The sequence below is a fragment of the Chryseobacterium sp. CG10_8 genome, assembly GCF_058117085.1.
Map to the genome: position 1 here is coordinate 1 of NZ_JBYVEB010000070.1, position 17,054 is coordinate 17,054.

Consider the following 17,054-nt stretch of genomic DNA (forward strand, 5'->3'; position numbering starts at 1 on the left):
TTTTATTACAATAAAATTTAGAACATTTTATTATAATTCCATGCAGAAAGAAAGACACCTGCAGTCTCTGTTCGAAGGCGTTGAGGACCGAGAGAGACACCTTTAATTCCTTTTTTCGCCAACATTTCTATTTCTGGGACAGAGAAATCACCTTCAGGACCTACAAGAAAAGTATATTCCTCTTGAGGTGGGATCTCATTAAGATTAATTCTTTCCAAGCTTTGGTCGCAATGCGCAACAAATGTAGTTTGTGGATTGACCAAATTCAAAAAATCATTGAGTTTGACCAATCCGCCAATTTTTGGAAAATGAAATCTCAAACTCTGCTTCGAAGCTGCAATGACTTGCTTTTCAATTTTTTCAATCTTGAGATGACTTCTCTCAGAATTCTGGGTTTGCAGAAAAGTAATTTCAGAGATACCCAATTCAGTTGCTTTTTCTACGAAGAAATCGATTCGGTCGATGTTCTTGGTAGGCGCAATCGCAATATGAAGTTTTGGAACAAAAGGCGGATGGTTTTCAATGATGTTTTCTGTCTCAAAATCAATATGTTTACCGCGAATGGCGATTTGTCCATTAGCCGAATTACCCTTTCCATCAGTAATGGTGATATGTTCGCCATCTTTCATTCTCAAAACTTTGGAAATGTGATGCGCTTCCAATTCGTCAAGTTGTACTTCGGGAAAAATCTGTCCAAAAAATAGTTTCATTTCAATCAAAAATTATCGACAAGTTGTGCTAAAGATTTAGTTTAAATTTAAAAAAAAGAAAAATTATTCGAAATCTTCCTCCAAGTTGTAACGAGCATCTGCAACAGCTTCAATATCACAGAACTCACCTCGTTCGTATTTCAATTGAGCGACCATCGCAATCATTGCTGCGTTATCCGTTGTATATTCGAATTTTGGGATGTAGGTGCTCCAACCTTTTTTATCCGCATTGAGCTTCATGGCATCTCTCAAACCAGAATTCGCGGAAACGCCACCTGCAATTGCAATTTCATTAATTCCATAATCTTCAGCTGCTTTTTCTAATTTTTCCATCAAAATACTAACAATGGTTTTCTGAACCGAAGCACAAATATCATTAAGATTTTCTTCAATGAAATTTGGATTCTGCCTCACTGCTTTTTGAATGAAGTACAATACTGAAGTTTTGGTACCACTGAAGGAGTAATCATAGCCTTCCATTTTCGGTTTGCTAAAAGTAAAAGCGTCGGGATTACCTTCTTTAGAGAGACGATCAACAATAGGACCTGCTGGATAATCGAGATTAAGGATTTTTCCAATTTTATCAAAGGCTTCACCAGCGGCATCATCAAGGGTTTTGCCGATGATTTCCATTTTGAAATAATCTTTCACCAATACAATCATCGTGTGTCCTCCACTCACTGTTAGACACAAAAATGGAAACTTGGGAGGCATAGGATTTGCATCCGCAATAAAGTGAGCAAGAATGTGCGCCTGAAGGTGGTTAACCTCGATTAATGGGACATCCAAACTCATCGCTAAAGATTTTGCAAAAGATGCTCCAACAAGAAGAGAACCCAAAAGTCCAGGACCTCGGGTAAAACCTATGGCTTGAATGTCTTTTTGTTGTATATTTGCTTTGTTTAGTGATTTTTGTACAACTGGGATAATGTTTTGCTGATGGGCTCTTGACGCTAATTCTGGAACAACTCCACCATATTCGTTGTGGATTTCTTGATTAGCTGCAATATTGGAAAGGATCGTATTCCCTTTGATAACTGATGCTGAAGTATCATCACAAGAGGATTCAATCGCTAAAATTATTGATTCATTCATTACAATGGCAAATTTAGAGAATAATAACGATAAAAATAAATCCATTTCTGACAAAGTAGGAGATGCTTTGCATGAGACGCAGGATTTTGTAAAAGAAGCTATTGACCATCCATCTGACGCTGCGCATGAAATTATGGATCAAGCAAAGCATGATGTACAAAGTCTTAAATGGTGGAAGAAATTGTTGTTAATCGTTTTCTGGACCGTTTTTTCAATCTTTACAATTCTTTTCATTGTTATCAATCTGGATGTTACCAAAGAATGGGCTGCTAATAAAGCTTTGGATTTGTTGAATAAGGATTTCAAAGCTCATATGACCACAGAAAGTGTGGATGTTGATTATTTTGGAGATGTTACCATCAAAGGACTTAAGATTCTCGATTATAAAGGTTTAGATTTCATCAAAGCTGAGGAAGTCAGTGCCAATTCGGATTGGTTTATTTTAGCTAAAAATGCCATTAGTGGAACCAATTCTCTAAGTTTCAAAAGTATTACACTAAAGAAGGCGGATATCAAAGTAGTCACTTACAAAGGAGATTCTATATCTAACTTTATTCGCTATGTTTCCAATTTTGATACTGGAAAATCAAGAGATCCGAAGAAGCCAGTTTTTCAGATGAATTCGAGGATTAACATCTTTGATTCAAAGGTTTCTATTGTCAATCAAAATAGTGAAGGTGACGCTGGAAAGTGGCTTACCGCAACCAATTTTAATTTGGTAGCTCCTAAGTTGAAGGTAAAAGGAAGCGAAGTTTTTGCTCAAGTTAATAACTTAACCTTTACTACAGAACGTTACGGAAAAAAACATTTTGTCGAAACTTTTTCGACCGATATTACGCTTAACAAGAAAGGGTTACAACTCAAAGACGCGACCATTAATACGGACCATAGTTTATTACAAGGTGATATTGTTTTCAATTTGGATAATGGAAAATGGACGGATTTCACTAACAAAGTGGTTTGGGATCTCAATTTGAAAAGAGGGAGCCAAATTAGCGGTTATGATATCAGTTATTTTGTTCCGCGTTGGGACAATTACAAACCTGTCAATGTATCTGGAAAAATGGCAGGTCCACTTAACGATTTCCGTTTGGAGAATTTCGTTATTGGGAATCAAAAAGTTGCTATACAATCCAAAGATGTTAGCTTTAAAGATTTGCTAACAGGTCAGTTCCTTATTGAGACTAAGGATCTTTCAGCTGATTTTACTTATATTGATTTGAAGGCGATGATGCCAACTTTCATTTCGGCAAAAATGAAAAATTTTGCAGACGATTTTGGAAGGTTAAGATATAGTGGCGATGCAAGCGTAACACCACAGCAAGTATATGTTGCTAAAGGAGATTTGATTACTGGAATTGGTCAAGCCAAGATTTCTAACTTCTATTTGACAGATTTTAGTACCACTTTGCCGAAATATAAAGGATATGCCGATGTCACTAATCTTAATTCGTCTGTAATTACTAAAAACAAGCAAGTAGGACTTATTTCAGGGAAGTTTAATATTGATGGAGAAAGCTTTGATGTTAACACGATGAGGATTAAGACCAAATCAGATGTTTCCAAAATTGTGATTTTAGACAAAGAGATTAATAATATCCATTTGGATGGACGACTTGATCATCGAACTTATACGGGAATCATCAACGTCCTTGATGAACAAGCAAAGGCTAAGGTTGATGGTTTTATTGATTTTAAAACTTCCAGGATCAAAGCTGATATTGCAGCTGATGTACAGTATCTTAATTTGAATTATTTTTCAGGAGCAAAAGGACAGCAAATAGTCTCTGGAAATATTGATGGAAAAATTGCAATGTCCAGCATTAATGACCTTGATATCGATACTGAACTGAAGAATATTAAGTTTCGCAATGGTTCGAGCAATTACAATATTCCCAATGCTTCTGTGAAGGCGTTTTTTGAAAATGGTCAAAGAATAGTTTCGGTGGACGCGCCTGGAGTTGTGGCAGGAAAGATTTCGGGGAAATTTGATTTGGAAGATTTAGCTGGAATGATCCAGAATGGTCTTAACAATATTTTAGCTGGTCCAGATCCTCAAAAATTGTATCGAAATCAAAACTTTATCATGAATTTTGATGTTCAGCAAAGCCTACTGAACTATTTTGTTCCAGATTTGAAGATTATTCAGGGAGCGAAAATAGAGGGAGCTTACGAAGGAAATACCAATGATCTCATTCTTAATGTTAATGCTCCAGAATTACGCTATGTAATGATTAAGAAAAAAGTGATTTCTGACGCTGAAAAGGCTTTAGCAGAAGTTAATCCAGACTACAAAGTTAACGAGCAAGATCTTGTGACAAGAGATAGTATTATGGCTAATTATTTAGCAGTCAAGATTAATACAGCCAACAAGTCAGAGGTAATTTCAGCAAATATTGCAAGGTTACAGTACAATCAAAATATATTTAGGGATATCACACTTACTGGTAATAATGAAACAGGAGAGGTGCTTCATGTGGCGACAAATTTTGATTTTGGAACACCAGAACAAGAGAAAAGTCACGAACTGAAGCATTATGCAATTAATTTTAATCAATCAACCAATGCTAATGGAGATTATGTTGTGAGATTTGATCCAACCGAGGTTAAACTTAATAATGTAGCATGGCAAATAGATACGGATCCTCAACTTAATCATTCTATTACCTATCGAAAAAAAGAAGGCGATATCATTGTCGAAAACCTAAAGATATTTTCGGATGACAGTCAATTGTTTATTAAAAAAGGCGAATTCAAATCAGGGGATAATTATTATGCAGATGTAGAAGTTCAGAATTTTGATATTGGTAAAATTCTTGAGATGCAGAAAGGAGGAAACTCTCTTAATTTGGAAGGGATTGCTAATGGCGGAATGCAGATTAGAAAAACTGGAAAAAGTCTTGAACCTCTGATTAACCTCACTGTTGATGACCTCAAAATGAACAACGAAAATCTAGGAGGCATCAAGTTAGATATCAAAAATAGTGATATACCTAATGTTTATAGTGTAGAGGGAATCGTTAACTCCTCGGAAATGTTTGGAGAGAATAAATTGAAACTTTCCGGAACGATTGATAATAATACAGAGTCACCAACGTTGGATCTTAAGGCAAATATGAACGATTTTGACCTTAAATTCGCGAATCAGTTTGTGAAAGGTATCTTCAGTAATTTGCGAGGTAAAGCCAATGGAATACTAGCCATTAACGGAAAAGTGGATGATATTAATTATGAAGGTGATATAGGATTAAGTGACTTTGGTTTGAAAATGGACTTTACAAATGTAGATTATACTTTTGATGATACAGTTGTTAATCTTTATCGAGGTTTGGCAATTCTCAATGATGTTGGAGTTAAAGATGTTAGAGATAATTCTAAAGGGAGTATTTCTGGAGCAATTCAGTTTGAGACCTTGAGTTCGATGGCGGTACAGCTAATCTTAAGAGCTGATAATTTGATTTTGCTAGATACACAACAGAAAGATTTTGACTTGTTTTGGGGGACTGTTTACGGAAAAGGAGACCTCTATGTTGAAGGTCCAGTAAGTTCACTAAGTTTATCCACGCCTAATATGAAAGCTTTGGATAATAGTGTATTTACATTTAACTCTAATTCTAATTCAGGTTCGGATAGCTTCAAATTGCTTAGATTCCTTAAAGAAGACAATGCAGGTATTGTTACTCTAGAGGAAAAGAAGAAATCTGGTGTTAACATGAATATTGACTTCAACTTAGAAGTTAATAAAGGTACAACTGTTAATGTGTTGGTCGGGGATGATTATGGAGATATCTCGGTCAATGGATTTTCGAAAAAACTTAACTTCAACATGAGTCGTAGCGGGAACATTACGATGGATGGTGCATATACGGTTGAGTCCGGTACCTATCTCTCAAAGATTGGTATTACTAAGGAATTTGAGATTGATAAAGGAAGCAAAATTACCTGGGGAGGTCATGGAGGAAGTGCGATGGAGCCAGATCTAGATATAACAGCAAGTTATTATAGAACTGTATCTAATGCTGGTGATTATCTCAAAATGTCTCTTCAACCCGTTAATATTACCCTTCAAATTGAGATTGGTAATACTTTAGCAAAGCCAGAAATCGACTATAACATCGTTGCAACAGGCGTTTCTAGTGAGGTAAAACAAGCACTAAGTTCTAGACTAAGTACAATTGAGGAGCGAGCTGTGCAGTTTGGATCGATCCTCGCTCTCAACCAGTTCAATGTCACTGATGCGGGAGGTATACAGTTTAATATGGGAAATATAGCTAAAGACAGTGGAATCAATCTTGGAGCACAGTTGTTGTCAAGTGTAATCAACACCATCAGTGAAAGGGTTAAATTCGACTTTGATTATGTAAGTTCGGCATCTAATTCAAACGCTGCAGATCAAGCAAATACAGCTTTAAGTGTTAATGTTTCTCCAAGGTTGAAGCTGAGAGGAGCGATGGGTATTCCTATTGCAAGGAGTACGACAACGGAGACCAATCAAAATCTTACGGGAGAAGGTACTGCTGAATGGGATTGGTCGAAAAACATTGACGGTAGTAGACTATTTAGGGTATATTCAAAACCGATGAATGTTGGTGTAGCAGGTTATGGATCTTCTAATAATCAAGCATATGGATTTGGGGTTGTCTTTTCTAAGAGTTTCAAAAACGTGTTAAGAAGAAAGAAAAAAGATAGCGAAAAAGAAAAAGCGAAAACTGATAGTGTGTTAACTGATTCGGCAAAAAATGCAACAATAAAATAGCAATAAATCCCAATTCTGAAAAAATTGTTAAAAAGATATAAATTTTTTATTAAAAATTTGACAAATCAATTTTTTTCGTAAATTTGTAAAAAATTTAATCAATCTTTAATAATTTTATAATAAGACAATGAATTATCAGTTAGATGAAATCGACAAAAAGATATTAGACTTTTTAGTTGAGAACACAAGGATGCCTTTTACAGAAATTGCTAAGCAAATGGACGTTTCTGCAGGGACCATTCATGTACGTGTGAAAAAGATGGAAGATGCAGGAATTATTTTGGGTTCATCTTTGATTATTGATTATAGCAAATTGGATTACCATTTCATCGCATTTATTGGTATTTTGCTAACCAAATCCAACAGGACACAAGAGGTTTTGAAGGAGTTAGCTTTGATTCCTAATGTTGTTGAAATCAGTGTAATCTCTGGAAAATATAATATCTTCTGTAAGGTGAAAGCCAAAAATACGGAAGATGCTAAGAGAATCATCTATCAAATTGATGATATCCAAGATGTTATGCGTACAGAAAGTATGATTTCTATGGAAGAATACTTAAGCGACAAAAATCGTTTGATTAATGCAGTTACAATCTAAATTGCATTAAATCCTAATAAAAAAACTTATGAAAATTTTTCATAAGTTTTTTTTATTTTTATCAATGAAATTAGTTGTTATTGGAAAGAACTTTGGTTGATGAAACTGACGGTTTTTCTTTAATTTTAACTAATATTGCAATTCTTAAAATATACAGAATGACAACAGAAGGCACTTCTATTAATAGGAAATCCGTTGGTTTTATTATAGTACTTGTATTGATTTTTATTGCTAGTTTTTTATCCATCAATACAGATTTGGCTCAATTTTCTGACAGAAAGGATCTTAATATCCCGGAAAATTACTTTTACCTTATTTTTTCTGTTGATTTTGTGATGGTTATATCTCTTGTTTTTATTTATTTTTATAGAAAAATTGGGGTATTTCTGTTTCCTATTTCAGTTTTTGCACATTTCTTAATGCATCAGTATTTTCTTTCCACATTTTTATATTCGGATATCAATGCTCTTTTTATCTATTTCGCAGTTGGGCTTTTGGTGATTATTCCGAAATGGCAGTTCTTTAAATAATTATTATGTTTTCAAAAGCTTGCGAATACGCTATTAGATCCTGTATTTATATTGCAAAGCAGAGTATTTCGAATCAAAGGGTTAATGTCAAGGAAGTAGCTAGTGCTGTTAATGCTCCTGAAGCTTTTACTGCAAAAATTCTACAACAGCTGTGCAAGGCGGGTTTACTCGATTCCGTTCGGGGAAAGCAGGGGGGATTTCAATTCGATATAGAAAGGTTATCGCAGATAAAAATCTACGATGTCATCCTAATCATTGATGGCCCTTCGCTTTTTAGTCAATGTGGGTTGGGACTTAGAGAATGTTCGGATGTTAATCCTTGCCCCGTACATAACGATTTCAAAAATATTAGAAAAGGTCTTGTAGAAATGTCTCAGAAGTTCTCATTGCACGACTTAGCTGTCAAGACAGAACAGGGTATTTTTATGCTAAAAATTTAATTAAGACAATTTTGTCCGATTTAAAAATTTATCTTACATTTGTATAATTAAATGTAAGAATATGACTTTAACAGAGAATAAAACGATTGGAGAAATTGTTTCCGAAGATTTCAGAACAGCGGCAATTTTCAAAAAATATGGAATTGATTTTTGCTGCAAAGGTAATCGAAGTGTAGAAGAAGCTTGTTCCATCAAGAAGATTAATCCAGAAAAAATCTATCAAGAAATTAGTGACCTTGCCGAAAAATCTAATGTTGGAGATGGTATTGACTTCAAAACCTTTCCGCTGGATTTACTAGCAGATTACGTTGAGAAAGTTCATCATCGATATATCGAAGAAAAGATTCCAATTTTATTGCAATTTTTGGACAAGGTGAGTCGCGTGCACGGTGGTAATCACCCGGAATTGATTGAGGTCTACCAATTATTTAATGCATCTGCACAAGATTTGTCTGCTCATTTGAGGAAGGAGGAGTTAATTCTTTTTCCATTTATTAGAGCTATGATCAGTTCTGAAAGGTCAGGGCAACCATTACAAGATGTTCACTTTGGTACGGTAGCAAATCCAGTTGAAATGATGATGCATGAGCATGACATCGAAGGTGATCGTTTCCGAAAAATTGCAGAACTTACAAGTAATTATCAGCCACCTGCTGAAGCTTGTAGTACTTATGCAACAATCTTTAAAATGCTTGAAGAATTTGAAAATGACCTTCACAAGCATATCCATATCGAAAATAATATACTGTTTCCGGAAGCTATTGCTTTAGAGCAGCGCTTGAGACAGCAGTAGACCTATCTAGTTTATTTTTGGATGCTTCAACCACAAGGTTGAAGCATTTTTTTCTGGGATTAGTAAAAGCGGAATGATATTAAAGATTAAATGAAGATGTTCTTGATCCCAAATTAATTTCGATGAGTAATAATACAACGAAACTAGATTCTAACCTTCATTTTTCATTTCTTTTCGTCTTTCGTTGATAAAATCGTTGGGTCTAAGTCCCGTAATTTCTCGAAAGAGGTCAGAAAAATTTTGACGAGATGCAATACCGCATTCAGATGCAAGAGTTTCGATGCTATAATTGAGCATTTTGGGATTTCGGTTGAGCTCTCGAGTGATGTAATTAATTCTTAGCTCGGCAAGATACCTACTGAAATTATGATTTTTTTTTTCGTTAATCACTTGAGACAAATATTGGGTATTGGTGTTGAATCTCTTCGCAAGTTTATTTAATGTGATTCCTTTTTCCAAAAACATATTTTCCTTTTCGAATTTTTGAAGTTTTTGCATCAGGTCTTTTGTGACCTCTTCACTAAGTCCATTTTCTTGGCTGTTAGTTTCCTTTTCTTCAGAATTATTCGGTGTAGGAGTAGAATGATCTTCTTCGGATTGCTCCTGATTTTTGATTTTCTCTTGCAGAAGCCTGTATTTTTCGGATATTTTTTTTGTTCTTTTCGTTCTTAGGTAAAGTGAAAATCCTAGGGTTGCTATGAGCAGGACAGAAGCAATGTAGATAATATTTTTGATAAGATTGTCTCGCTCTAATTGATTTTTTTCTTGTGTCAAAGTTTGTGTATCATATTGTTTATGAAGCTTCGAAGAAAGATATTTATAGTCGTGATTAACGATGCTATCTGCCTTCAAAAGAGCCTTTATGTAGTATAGTTGGTCTTTGGTATCATTATTCTTTTTAGCATATTCAATGAGAATTTCGTAATTTTCTCGAAGCTCGGGAAGCATGAAATCATGCTTCACAAATAGAGAGTCTACTTTTTTGTAATATGCAATAGCCATCGAATCTTTATTAATCCGTTGAAAATTCTTGCCTAAGTAAAAATATCCTACGGCCGTACCTGCAAAATCGTCATTTTTTAATATAGATGGGAGGGATTGGTTAAGATACTGGATCGAACTATTGTATTTAGCTTTTTGGTATTCGGAGATTCCTTTATTTTGAAGAAAATAATTTTTTTCAAGCTCAAATTCTGTAGAATTGGAAGTCTTTTTTAACCCCAAATCTATCAAAGAGTCAGCCAATTTGGGAACCGCTAGATTTCGATAGCATTTGATGGATTGATTGACCGAATTAAGGTAGCCTTTTGTATTGTTATAGATTTCGTTGGTATGCAGGTCTCCAATGGTATTTGGTTCGAAGTGATTAATGCAATCCTCAAAGTGAGTCAAAGCTTCGTTATAATAACCAAGATAACTTTTGACAATCCCTAGATGATAAATGATTTTGTACTTTAAATATTGATCCTCCGAATTTCTTCCATAATCATAAGCTTTAAGATACTCATCCAAGGCGTCTTTGTAGTTTCTAAAATTGAAGTAATAGATACTTCCTTTCAAAATGTAGGCTGAAGCGATGAGATCTTTGTCTGAAGTCTTCTTTGCAACAACTATACAACTATCGGCATAGAGCAGCTTATCTTTTCTGTTGGCAAAATAGACGGCATCTTTGTATGCTTGAGTCAGTTTTTGAGGATCTTTGATTTTCTTAGAGTAGGAAATGAATTTTGCAACCAAAGGAATAGCTTTCTCATCATCGATGGAATAACCTTCATATTGCTTTCGGATTTCTTTTTCGCTTTGCCCCAAAAGTAGTTGACTCGGAAAAAAGAAAACTATCAAATAGAAGGTCGTTAAAAAAAATCCTCGTTTCACAATTTTTTAACTAGATGTCTACCCAAAAATAGCCATTATCAATGAATTTTTTGTTGCGAATTGGTTTTATTTGAAATTTTCTTGCAGATTTCTAATATATTAAACCAAATAATTGATAATTAAATAGTTAACTAGTCTGAAAAACGTCCTAATTTATAAATTGAGACAACTACTTTTGAATTAGTAGCTCAAAATTTAGGTTTCTCTATGGCTAACAGCCTATATTTGATGTATAAATGTTGCGAAAGCAATTTGCTTTTCCGCACTTCCATCAAACCATTTATTAGAAGTTTAATAATTAAGTTTTACATTAAACGAAAGAGCCACAGAATTTCTGTGGCTCTTTATTGATAATTATCTGAGGTTTTTCTTATTTGTTCAAAATTCTATTAACAGCTTCTTTTACTGCATGAGAATCGATACCATACTTCTTCATCAACTCAGCAGGGGTTCCACTTTCACCGAATTTATCATTAACGGCAACAAATTCTTGTCTTGTTGGGCGTCTTTTGGCTAACATTCCCGCAATGGATTCTCCTAGTCCTCCAATGTAATTATGCTCTTCAGCAGTAACTATTTTACCTGTTTTTTCAACAGATTTTAGGATAATTTCTTCGTCCAAAGGCTTAATGGTGTGGATGTTAATAACTTCGCAAGAGATACCTTCTTTCTCCAATTCGTCTGCTGCTACTAATGATTCCCAAACAAGGTGTCCTGTTGCAACGATGGTAACATCTGTCCCTTCTTGTAAAAGAATTCCTTTTCCAATCTCGAAAGGCATATCTTCAGGGATGAAAACAGGAACCGCTGGTCTTCCGAATCTTAAGTAAACGGGCCCTTCAAAATCAGCAATAGCCAAAGTTGCAGCTTTCGTTTGATTATAATCGCAAGGATTGATAACGGTCATTCCTGGAAGCATCTTCATCATACCGATGTCTTCCAAAGTCTGATGCGTTGCACCATCTTCTCCCAAAGTTAATCCAGCATGAGAAGCACAGATTTTAACATTTTTTCCAGAGTAAGCGATCGATTGTCTAATTTGGTCATAGACTCTTGCTGTAGAAAAGTTAGCAAAAGTTCCTGTAAAAGGTATTTTACCATTAATGGTAAGTCCAGCTGCAATACCCATCATATTAGCTTCAGCAATTCCCACTTGGAAGAATCTTTCTGGAGCTTTCTCGATGAATTTCTCCATCTTCAAAGAGCCAATAAGATCGGCACAAAGCGCAACCACATTAGGATTGCTGTCTGCGAGCTCAGCTAAGCCTGCTCCAAATCCACTTCTTGTATCTTTTTTTTCGGTGTAAGTATATTTCATGTCTTGGGTTTAATCCAGTTGTTCTAAATAATTGTCTAACGTTTTTTTATCATTTTTATCCAGTTGATCTCTGAGTTGGATGATTTCGAGCATTTCTCTTCTCATTTCATCCGTTGTAACCTTTACATCTACATTATGATACATATTTTGGGTAAGGTACATATCACAAAGTTGACCTAGGTAATTTTTTAAATGTTTTTCGATTTTACGGTTGGTAAAAGTTGGCATTTCTTTCTGGAAATTTTTGCAATAGGAGGGAACTGATTTCCAAGCATCCTCAGTTGGAAGGTTATTAATGGCTAATTGTCCTCCTTTCACTGGCTTTTTGTATGAAGATTCATACTCGATAAGGTCATCATAAATTGACATTGCAGAATCTAGTTCTACATAAGCAGAATCAGTTGGTACAGCAAGAGTGTCATTTAAGTTGTTCCATTCTTTCCATTGCATTGCCAAAGAGTCTGCAATTCTCTGTTGTTGCATCATGCTTTTTGCAAAGTCAAAATATACCTGCTTATCTATATCTTTTGTAGATTTTAGTACAAAATACTCACGGTCATATTTATCCTTAGGGCCAAACTTAAGCACCAAACCTTTCAGTTTTGAAGTGTAACTTTTACCTGACATTTCGTTAACTCCGTAATTCAATACCGAAAAGGTATTATACGGATCCTCTTCTCTGATACATACTTGGAATTCTTCATCTTGATCTTGATATCTTGATATCAAAAATTTAAGCATATAATTCTGACATGACATACCCAAAATCGTTTCTTTAGAATCTAATTTTTGAGCAATAATTTCAGATTTATTAGTATCTTTATTCATGGACTGCATCAACTGATACATTTTTGCGCTATAGACCAACCTGCTGTTAAAGTCCATTTGTACACTCGTACTCCCCAAATCACCAGAAAAGAACATTATATTGTTATCGATTCTAGAATTGACCTTTGTTAAAAATTCATTCTTTGAAGAAGCCAAAATAGAAATTTCTGAATTTGATTCGGACCTTTCTCCTTTAAATGTGTACACAAACTCTTTTGCAAAAGTTATCTTCTTTTCTTGCGCAAATGTAATTGCTGACCAGAAAGCGAGGATTAATAGAAATGTGTTTTTCATGGGTATGCTACAATGCTTAATAATCAGTAACTTCGTCTAATTGCAATTGATCCAAAGCTTTTTGTAATTGCTCATCATTAGGCGCTTTACCATGCCAAGCGTGAGTTCCCATCATATAATCTACGCCAGCTCCCATTTCTGTATGAAGGAGTACTGCGATTGGTCTTCCTTTACCAGTTTCAGCTTTAGCGCTTTCTAAAACAGAAATTACAGCTTCAAGATTATTACCTTCCTTTTCTTCAAGAACTAACCAGCCAAAAGCTTCTAATTTAGCTCTTAGATTTCCAAGGCTCAAAACTTGATCTACATCTCCATCAATCTGACGGTTGTTGTAATCAATAGTTGAGATCACATTATCCACTTTGTTGTGAGCAGCGTACATCAAAGATTCCCAAATTTGACCTTCTTGTAATTCGCCATCTCCATGAAGAGTATAAACCAGACTGTTATCGCCGTCTAATTTTTTACCTTGAGCTGCTCCAATGGCAACTGACATACCTTGACCAAGTGATCCAGAAGCGATTCTTACTCCAGGTAAACCTTCATGAGTGGTAGGATGTCCTTGCAATCTGGAATCTAACTTTCTGAAAGTTGATAATTCCTCTACCGGAAAAAATCCGAATCTTGCCAAAGTAGAGTAGAAGACTGGCGAAATGTGTCCATTGGAAAGGAAGAAAAGATCTTCGTTTTTGCCTTCCATGGTGAAAGGAAGATGGTAGTTCATAACTTTTCCGTAAAGTGCGGTGAAAAATTCTGCACATCCCAAACTTCCGCCTGGATGCCCCGAATTAACAGCATGTACCATTCTTAAAATGTCTCTTCGGACTTGTGTTGTAAGTGATTTGAGTTCTTCGAACGACTTGTTCATAAATAGAATTTTGAGTTTCGCAAATTTAAGTTTTTTTGATGGGTTATGGAAATGAAAATTCCGATTGATTTCTCAATCGGAATAATTTTTAAAATCAATCCACTTTCAAAATTAATGAGTATGGATGTTCTTCATTGACAGTATATTTACTTCTTATCACTAACCAACAATAGTCCAACAAAGGTTAGTAATCCATTAAGAATAATCAGTTCTATACCAATTCTGTAATCTGTAAAAGTGGTAACTAAATAATTTATTAAATACGTAATAACTGGAGCTAGTAAAGTAACTACGAGAAATTTGTATTTTCCACTGATTTGATATTTTGTAAAAATACCAAATGCAAATAATCCTAATAAAGGTCCATAAGTATAACCAGCTAATTCCATAATGAGATAGACAATTGATTTGTCATTCAAGGCTTTGAAAACCATAATAAGAATAAAGAAAATAACCGTGAAAGTTAAATGTACTTTCATTCTTAACCTTTTCTTTTCTTTTTCTGATTTAGTTTGGTCTTCATTCAAATTAAGAAGGTCAACACAAAAAGAACTCGTAACTGCAGTTAATGCACCATCTGCAGAAGGAAAAAGTGCTGAAATTAATCCAATCAAAAATATCACGGAGATGAACATTGGGAAATATCCTTTCAACGAAAGCGTTGGGAACAAATCATCGCCCATGACATTGGTTATTTGACCAGTTGCATCTTTGAAACCAAACAGATTAGTTACCGTTTCTTTACCACCAACTAATTCTGTAATTTGTCCGTATTCTGCACCATTTTGAATAGCAAAAAGATAAAGCAAACCGCCTAAAAATAAGAACGCTAAGTTCACTACCAAAAGAGTTCCAGCAAAGGTCAACATATTCTTTTTGGAGTTCTTAAGGTTATCAACAGAAATATTTTTTTGCATCATTTCTTGATCCAAACCTGTCATACCAATCGTTATGAAAATTCCTCCCAAAATAGTTTTTAAGAAAAATGTTTTAGAATTGATATCCGTATTTATAAAGTGAGTATAATCTCGTGCAGATAATGCTGTATATGCTTCTGGTACAGATAAATTTAGTTGAGATAGGATAAAAACAATAACTCCAATCAAACTGATAATCATAAAGGTCGTTTGCAATGTATCCGTAATGACGATGGTCTTAACACCGCCTTCAAAAGTGTAAAGTAAAACCATCAATAAAATAACTATTGCGGTCACCCAAAATGGAATTCCCATTCCTTCTAAAAGAAATATCTGCAGTACATTAACCACTAAATAAAGTCTTGCTGTTGCACCAATCGCCCTTGAAATAATAAAAAATGTAGAACCAATTTTATGAGCTTCAACATTAAATCGCTTTCCTAAATACGTATAGATTGACGTCAGATTCATTCGGTAGTAAAGGGGCAACAATATTGCTGCTACAATAAAATATCCGATGAAAAAGCCAAGAACGAGCATGTAATATTCAAAACCGCCGAATGGATAATTTCCAGGAGTCATCTTCCCGACAGTTCCAGGAACCGAAATAAAGGTTACACCGCTCAAACTGGTACCAATCATACCGAAGGCAACCAACCACCATTTACTTTTTTTGTTTCCGATAAAAAAAGATTGATTGTCAGAATTTCTACTTGTAAAGTAGGCAATGATCAATAATCCGATGAAATAAGCAAAAACAAATAGCAGTAAGATTTTAGAAGAATCCATTCGTTAAATATAAATTTTCACAAATATAGTTTTTTTAACAAGAAATGTAATTATTGAAAGAACTTAGGAATAGTTTGATTTGCGTACAAAAAAAAACCACGAATACACTATTTAAAAAAGTATTTTCGTGGCAATATGAATTTATTTTAATATCTCATTGGCCTCTGAAGCTATCAAATGTTTGCCAATATTTATCTTTATAGATGGTATAGTCAATTTTTAATTTTCCTTGATGTTTTTTTGAAATTTGATTTGCTACTTTCGATGGCAATCGAAACTCATGACAAGCAAAGAAAATTTGACGCAGTCCGTCTGCAGTTTCACGACCGACATTGATGTAACCATCTTTATCAACCAAGAGTTCCATGAGGTCTTCTTCAAAGGTATTCATAAGCTCATAATCTTTGTCATTTGGCATTCCATTGTTTTTAGAACCATCATATTTGAGATCAAATCTTAAAATCCATGGATGTGATGGGCTGTCTTCCCAATCTAAAACAGAGGTATTTGCAATGGCAATTAATGGTAAACCATTATTAAGTGTAGCTTCGAAACTTGAGTAGCTGTCTTCATCAGTATTACTCCTTCTTGTATTCTGAAATTTTTGCGTAAACTCACTTTCTCTCCAAAGTAGATATTCTTTTAATTTCGATATCGGAATTAGTTCAGAGTCATCTGTTGGTTTTGCTGTGACGTCTAAACTGTCAATTGCAGTTGCAGATGTTAATTCGCCCAAAAAGTTATCCAAAAAAATAAATATACCATTTGTAATATGATTTTTATGCTCCTCTTCGAAGTCATCGTAGTAAATCACTATATCAATTTCATCAGGATAATCATTATGGATCACTGGTTTGAAAAATAGATTTTCTCCTGAAAAAACAAATTTATTACCATATTTGATGCTGACATTTTCGATGTCCAATTCAGGTTTTAGAGCGGTAAATTTCCAATTAGAAATTGCAGGCGCTTCATTAACTAAATCTTCTACAAATACGATGTTTTTTATTACTCCGTCTGCGGTCAAAATTAGTTCTGCAGTATTTTCATCGGACATTCCTGTCAGAAAGTAGATACCATCATTTATCTTTGTAAGCTCTGGGGAAAGCCTGTCGAAGAAATCAGTCTCAATTTTTTCCCCTTCCTTAACTATTTTCCAAAACTTAACATTATTTTTATTGAACCAACTCCAAAAGTCGTTAGAAGAATTTGATTTATTTGCAGAACTGCCGAAAATATTTTT

Annotated in this window: 13 protein-coding genes; 5 read left to right on the forward strand and 8 right to left on the reverse strand. The window is 34.6% G+C overall.

Features of this window, described 5'->3' with window-relative positions:
• Positions 1-17: 17 nt before the first annotated feature.
• On the reverse strand, positions 18-710 hold the full coding sequence (locus AC4AGG_RS11395) for an RsmE family RNA methyltransferase (RefSeq protein WP_489772127.1): 693 nt from the start codon (positions 708-710) through the stop codon (positions 18-20).
• A 63-nt stretch (positions 711-773) separates the two neighbouring features.
• A complete protein-coding gene (tsaD, locus tag AC4AGG_RS11400) occupies positions 774-1,805 on the reverse strand; it encodes a tRNA (adenosine(37)-N6)-threonylcarbamoyltransferase complex transferase subunit TsaD (protein ID WP_489772128.1) in 1,032 nt (343 codons plus the stop codon).
• A gap of 4 nt (positions 1,806-1,809) precedes the next feature.
• On the opposite strand from tsaD, the gene AC4AGG_RS11405 reads away from it, so the two are divergent.
• From AC4AGG_RS11405 to ric, 5 genes are all read left to right on the forward strand, one after another.
• Complete coding sequence (locus AC4AGG_RS11405) at positions 1,810-6,561, forward strand: translocation/assembly module TamB domain-containing protein (protein WP_489772129.1); 4,752 nt, start codon at positions 1,810-1,812, stop codon at positions 6,559-6,561.
• Between the two features lie 127 nt (positions 6,562-6,688).
• Positions 6,689-7,159, forward strand: a complete 471-nt coding sequence (locus AC4AGG_RS11410) for an Lrp/AsnC family transcriptional regulator (RefSeq protein WP_489772130.1) — start codon at positions 6,689-6,691, stop codon at positions 7,157-7,159.
• Between the two features lie 80 nt (positions 7,160-7,239).
• Positions 7,240-7,689, forward strand: a complete 450-nt coding sequence (locus tag AC4AGG_RS11415) for a hypothetical protein (protein ID WP_489772131.1) — start codon at positions 7,240-7,242, stop codon at positions 7,687-7,689.
• Between the two features lie 5 nt (positions 7,690-7,694).
• Positions 7,695-8,129, forward strand: a complete 435-nt coding sequence (locus AC4AGG_RS11420; protein WP_489772132.1) for an RrF2 family transcriptional regulator — start codon at positions 7,695-7,697, stop codon at positions 8,127-8,129.
• Positions 8,130-8,190: 61 nt separating this feature from the next.
• Positions 8,191-8,922 (forward strand): iron-sulfur cluster repair di-iron protein, encoded by a 732-nt coding sequence (ric, locus tag AC4AGG_RS11425; protein WP_489772133.1) that lies wholly within the window; start codon positions 8,191-8,193, stop codon positions 8,920-8,922.
• A gap of 150 nt (positions 8,923-9,072) precedes the next feature.
• Here ric and AC4AGG_RS11430 read toward each other — a convergent pair whose 3' ends face one another.
• From AC4AGG_RS11430 to AC4AGG_RS11455, 6 genes are all read right to left on the reverse strand, one after another.
• A complete protein-coding gene (locus tag AC4AGG_RS11430) occupies positions 9,073-10,797 on the reverse strand; it encodes a helix-turn-helix domain-containing protein (RefSeq protein ID WP_489772134.1) in 1,725 nt (574 codons plus the stop codon).
• A 370-nt stretch (positions 10,798-11,167) separates the two neighbouring features.
• Positions 11,168-12,115: a transketolase family protein gene (locus tag AC4AGG_RS11435; RefSeq protein WP_489772135.1), complete on the reverse strand. Its 948-nt coding sequence runs from the start codon at positions 12,113-12,115 to the stop codon at positions 11,168-11,170.
• Positions 12,116-12,124: 9 nt separating this feature from the next.
• Positions 12,125-13,237 (reverse strand): hypothetical protein, encoded by a 1,113-nt coding sequence (locus tag AC4AGG_RS11440; protein ID WP_489772136.1) that lies wholly within the window; start codon positions 13,235-13,237, stop codon positions 12,125-12,127.
• Between the two features lie 16 nt (positions 13,238-13,253).
• Complete coding sequence (locus tag AC4AGG_RS11445; protein WP_489772137.1) at positions 13,254-14,105, reverse strand: transketolase; 852 nt, start codon at positions 14,103-14,105, stop codon at positions 13,254-13,256.
• Between the two features lie 146 nt (positions 14,106-14,251).
• Entirely contained in the window at positions 14,252-15,811 is a 1,560-nt protein-coding gene (locus tag AC4AGG_RS11450) for a sodium:solute symporter (RefSeq protein WP_489772138.1), read from the reverse strand.
• 154 nt (positions 15,812-15,965) lie between these two features.
• A partial coding sequence (locus AC4AGG_RS11455; RefSeq protein WP_489772139.1) for a DUF695 domain-containing protein occupies positions 15,966-17,054 on the reverse strand: 1,089 nt, incomplete at its 5' end.

Excerpts from the sequence above, each read along its gene's own strand:
- AC4AGG_RS11440 (WP_489772136.1), bottom strand. The coding sequence starts at position 13,237 with ATGAAAAACACATTTCTATTAATCCTCGCTTTCTGGTCAGCAATTACA.
- AC4AGG_RS11395 (WP_489772127.1), bottom strand. The coding sequence starts at position 710 with ATGAAACTATTTTTTGGACAGATTTTTCCCGAAGTACAACTTGACGAA.
- AC4AGG_RS11445 (WP_489772137.1), bottom strand. The coding sequence starts at position 14,105 with ATGAACAAGTCGTTCGAAGAACTCAAATCACTTACAACACAAGTCCGA.
- ric (WP_489772133.1), top strand. The coding sequence starts at position 8,191 with ATGACTTTAACAGAGAATAAAACGATTGGAGAAATTGTTTCCGAAGAT.
- AC4AGG_RS11435 (WP_489772135.1), bottom strand. The coding sequence starts at position 12,115 with ATGAAATATACTTACACCGAAAAAAAAGATACAAGAAGTGGATTTGGA.
- AC4AGG_RS11410 (WP_489772130.1), top strand. The coding sequence starts at position 6,689 with ATGAATTATCAGTTAGATGAAATCGACAAAAAGATATTAGACTTTTTA.
- AC4AGG_RS11405 (WP_489772129.1), top strand. The coding sequence starts at position 1,810 with ATGGCAAATTTAGAGAATAATAACGATAAAAATAAATCCATTTCTGAC.
- AC4AGG_RS11450 (WP_489772138.1), bottom strand. The coding sequence starts at position 15,811 with ATGGATTCTTCTAAAATCTTACTGCTATTTGTTTTTGCTTATTTCATC.
- AC4AGG_RS11420 (WP_489772132.1), top strand. The coding sequence starts at position 7,695 with ATGTTTTCAAAAGCTTGCGAATACGCTATTAGATCCTGTATTTATATT.
- tsaD (WP_489772128.1), bottom strand. The coding sequence starts at position 1,805 with ATGAATGAATCAATAATTTTAGCGATTGAATCCTCTTGTGATGATACT.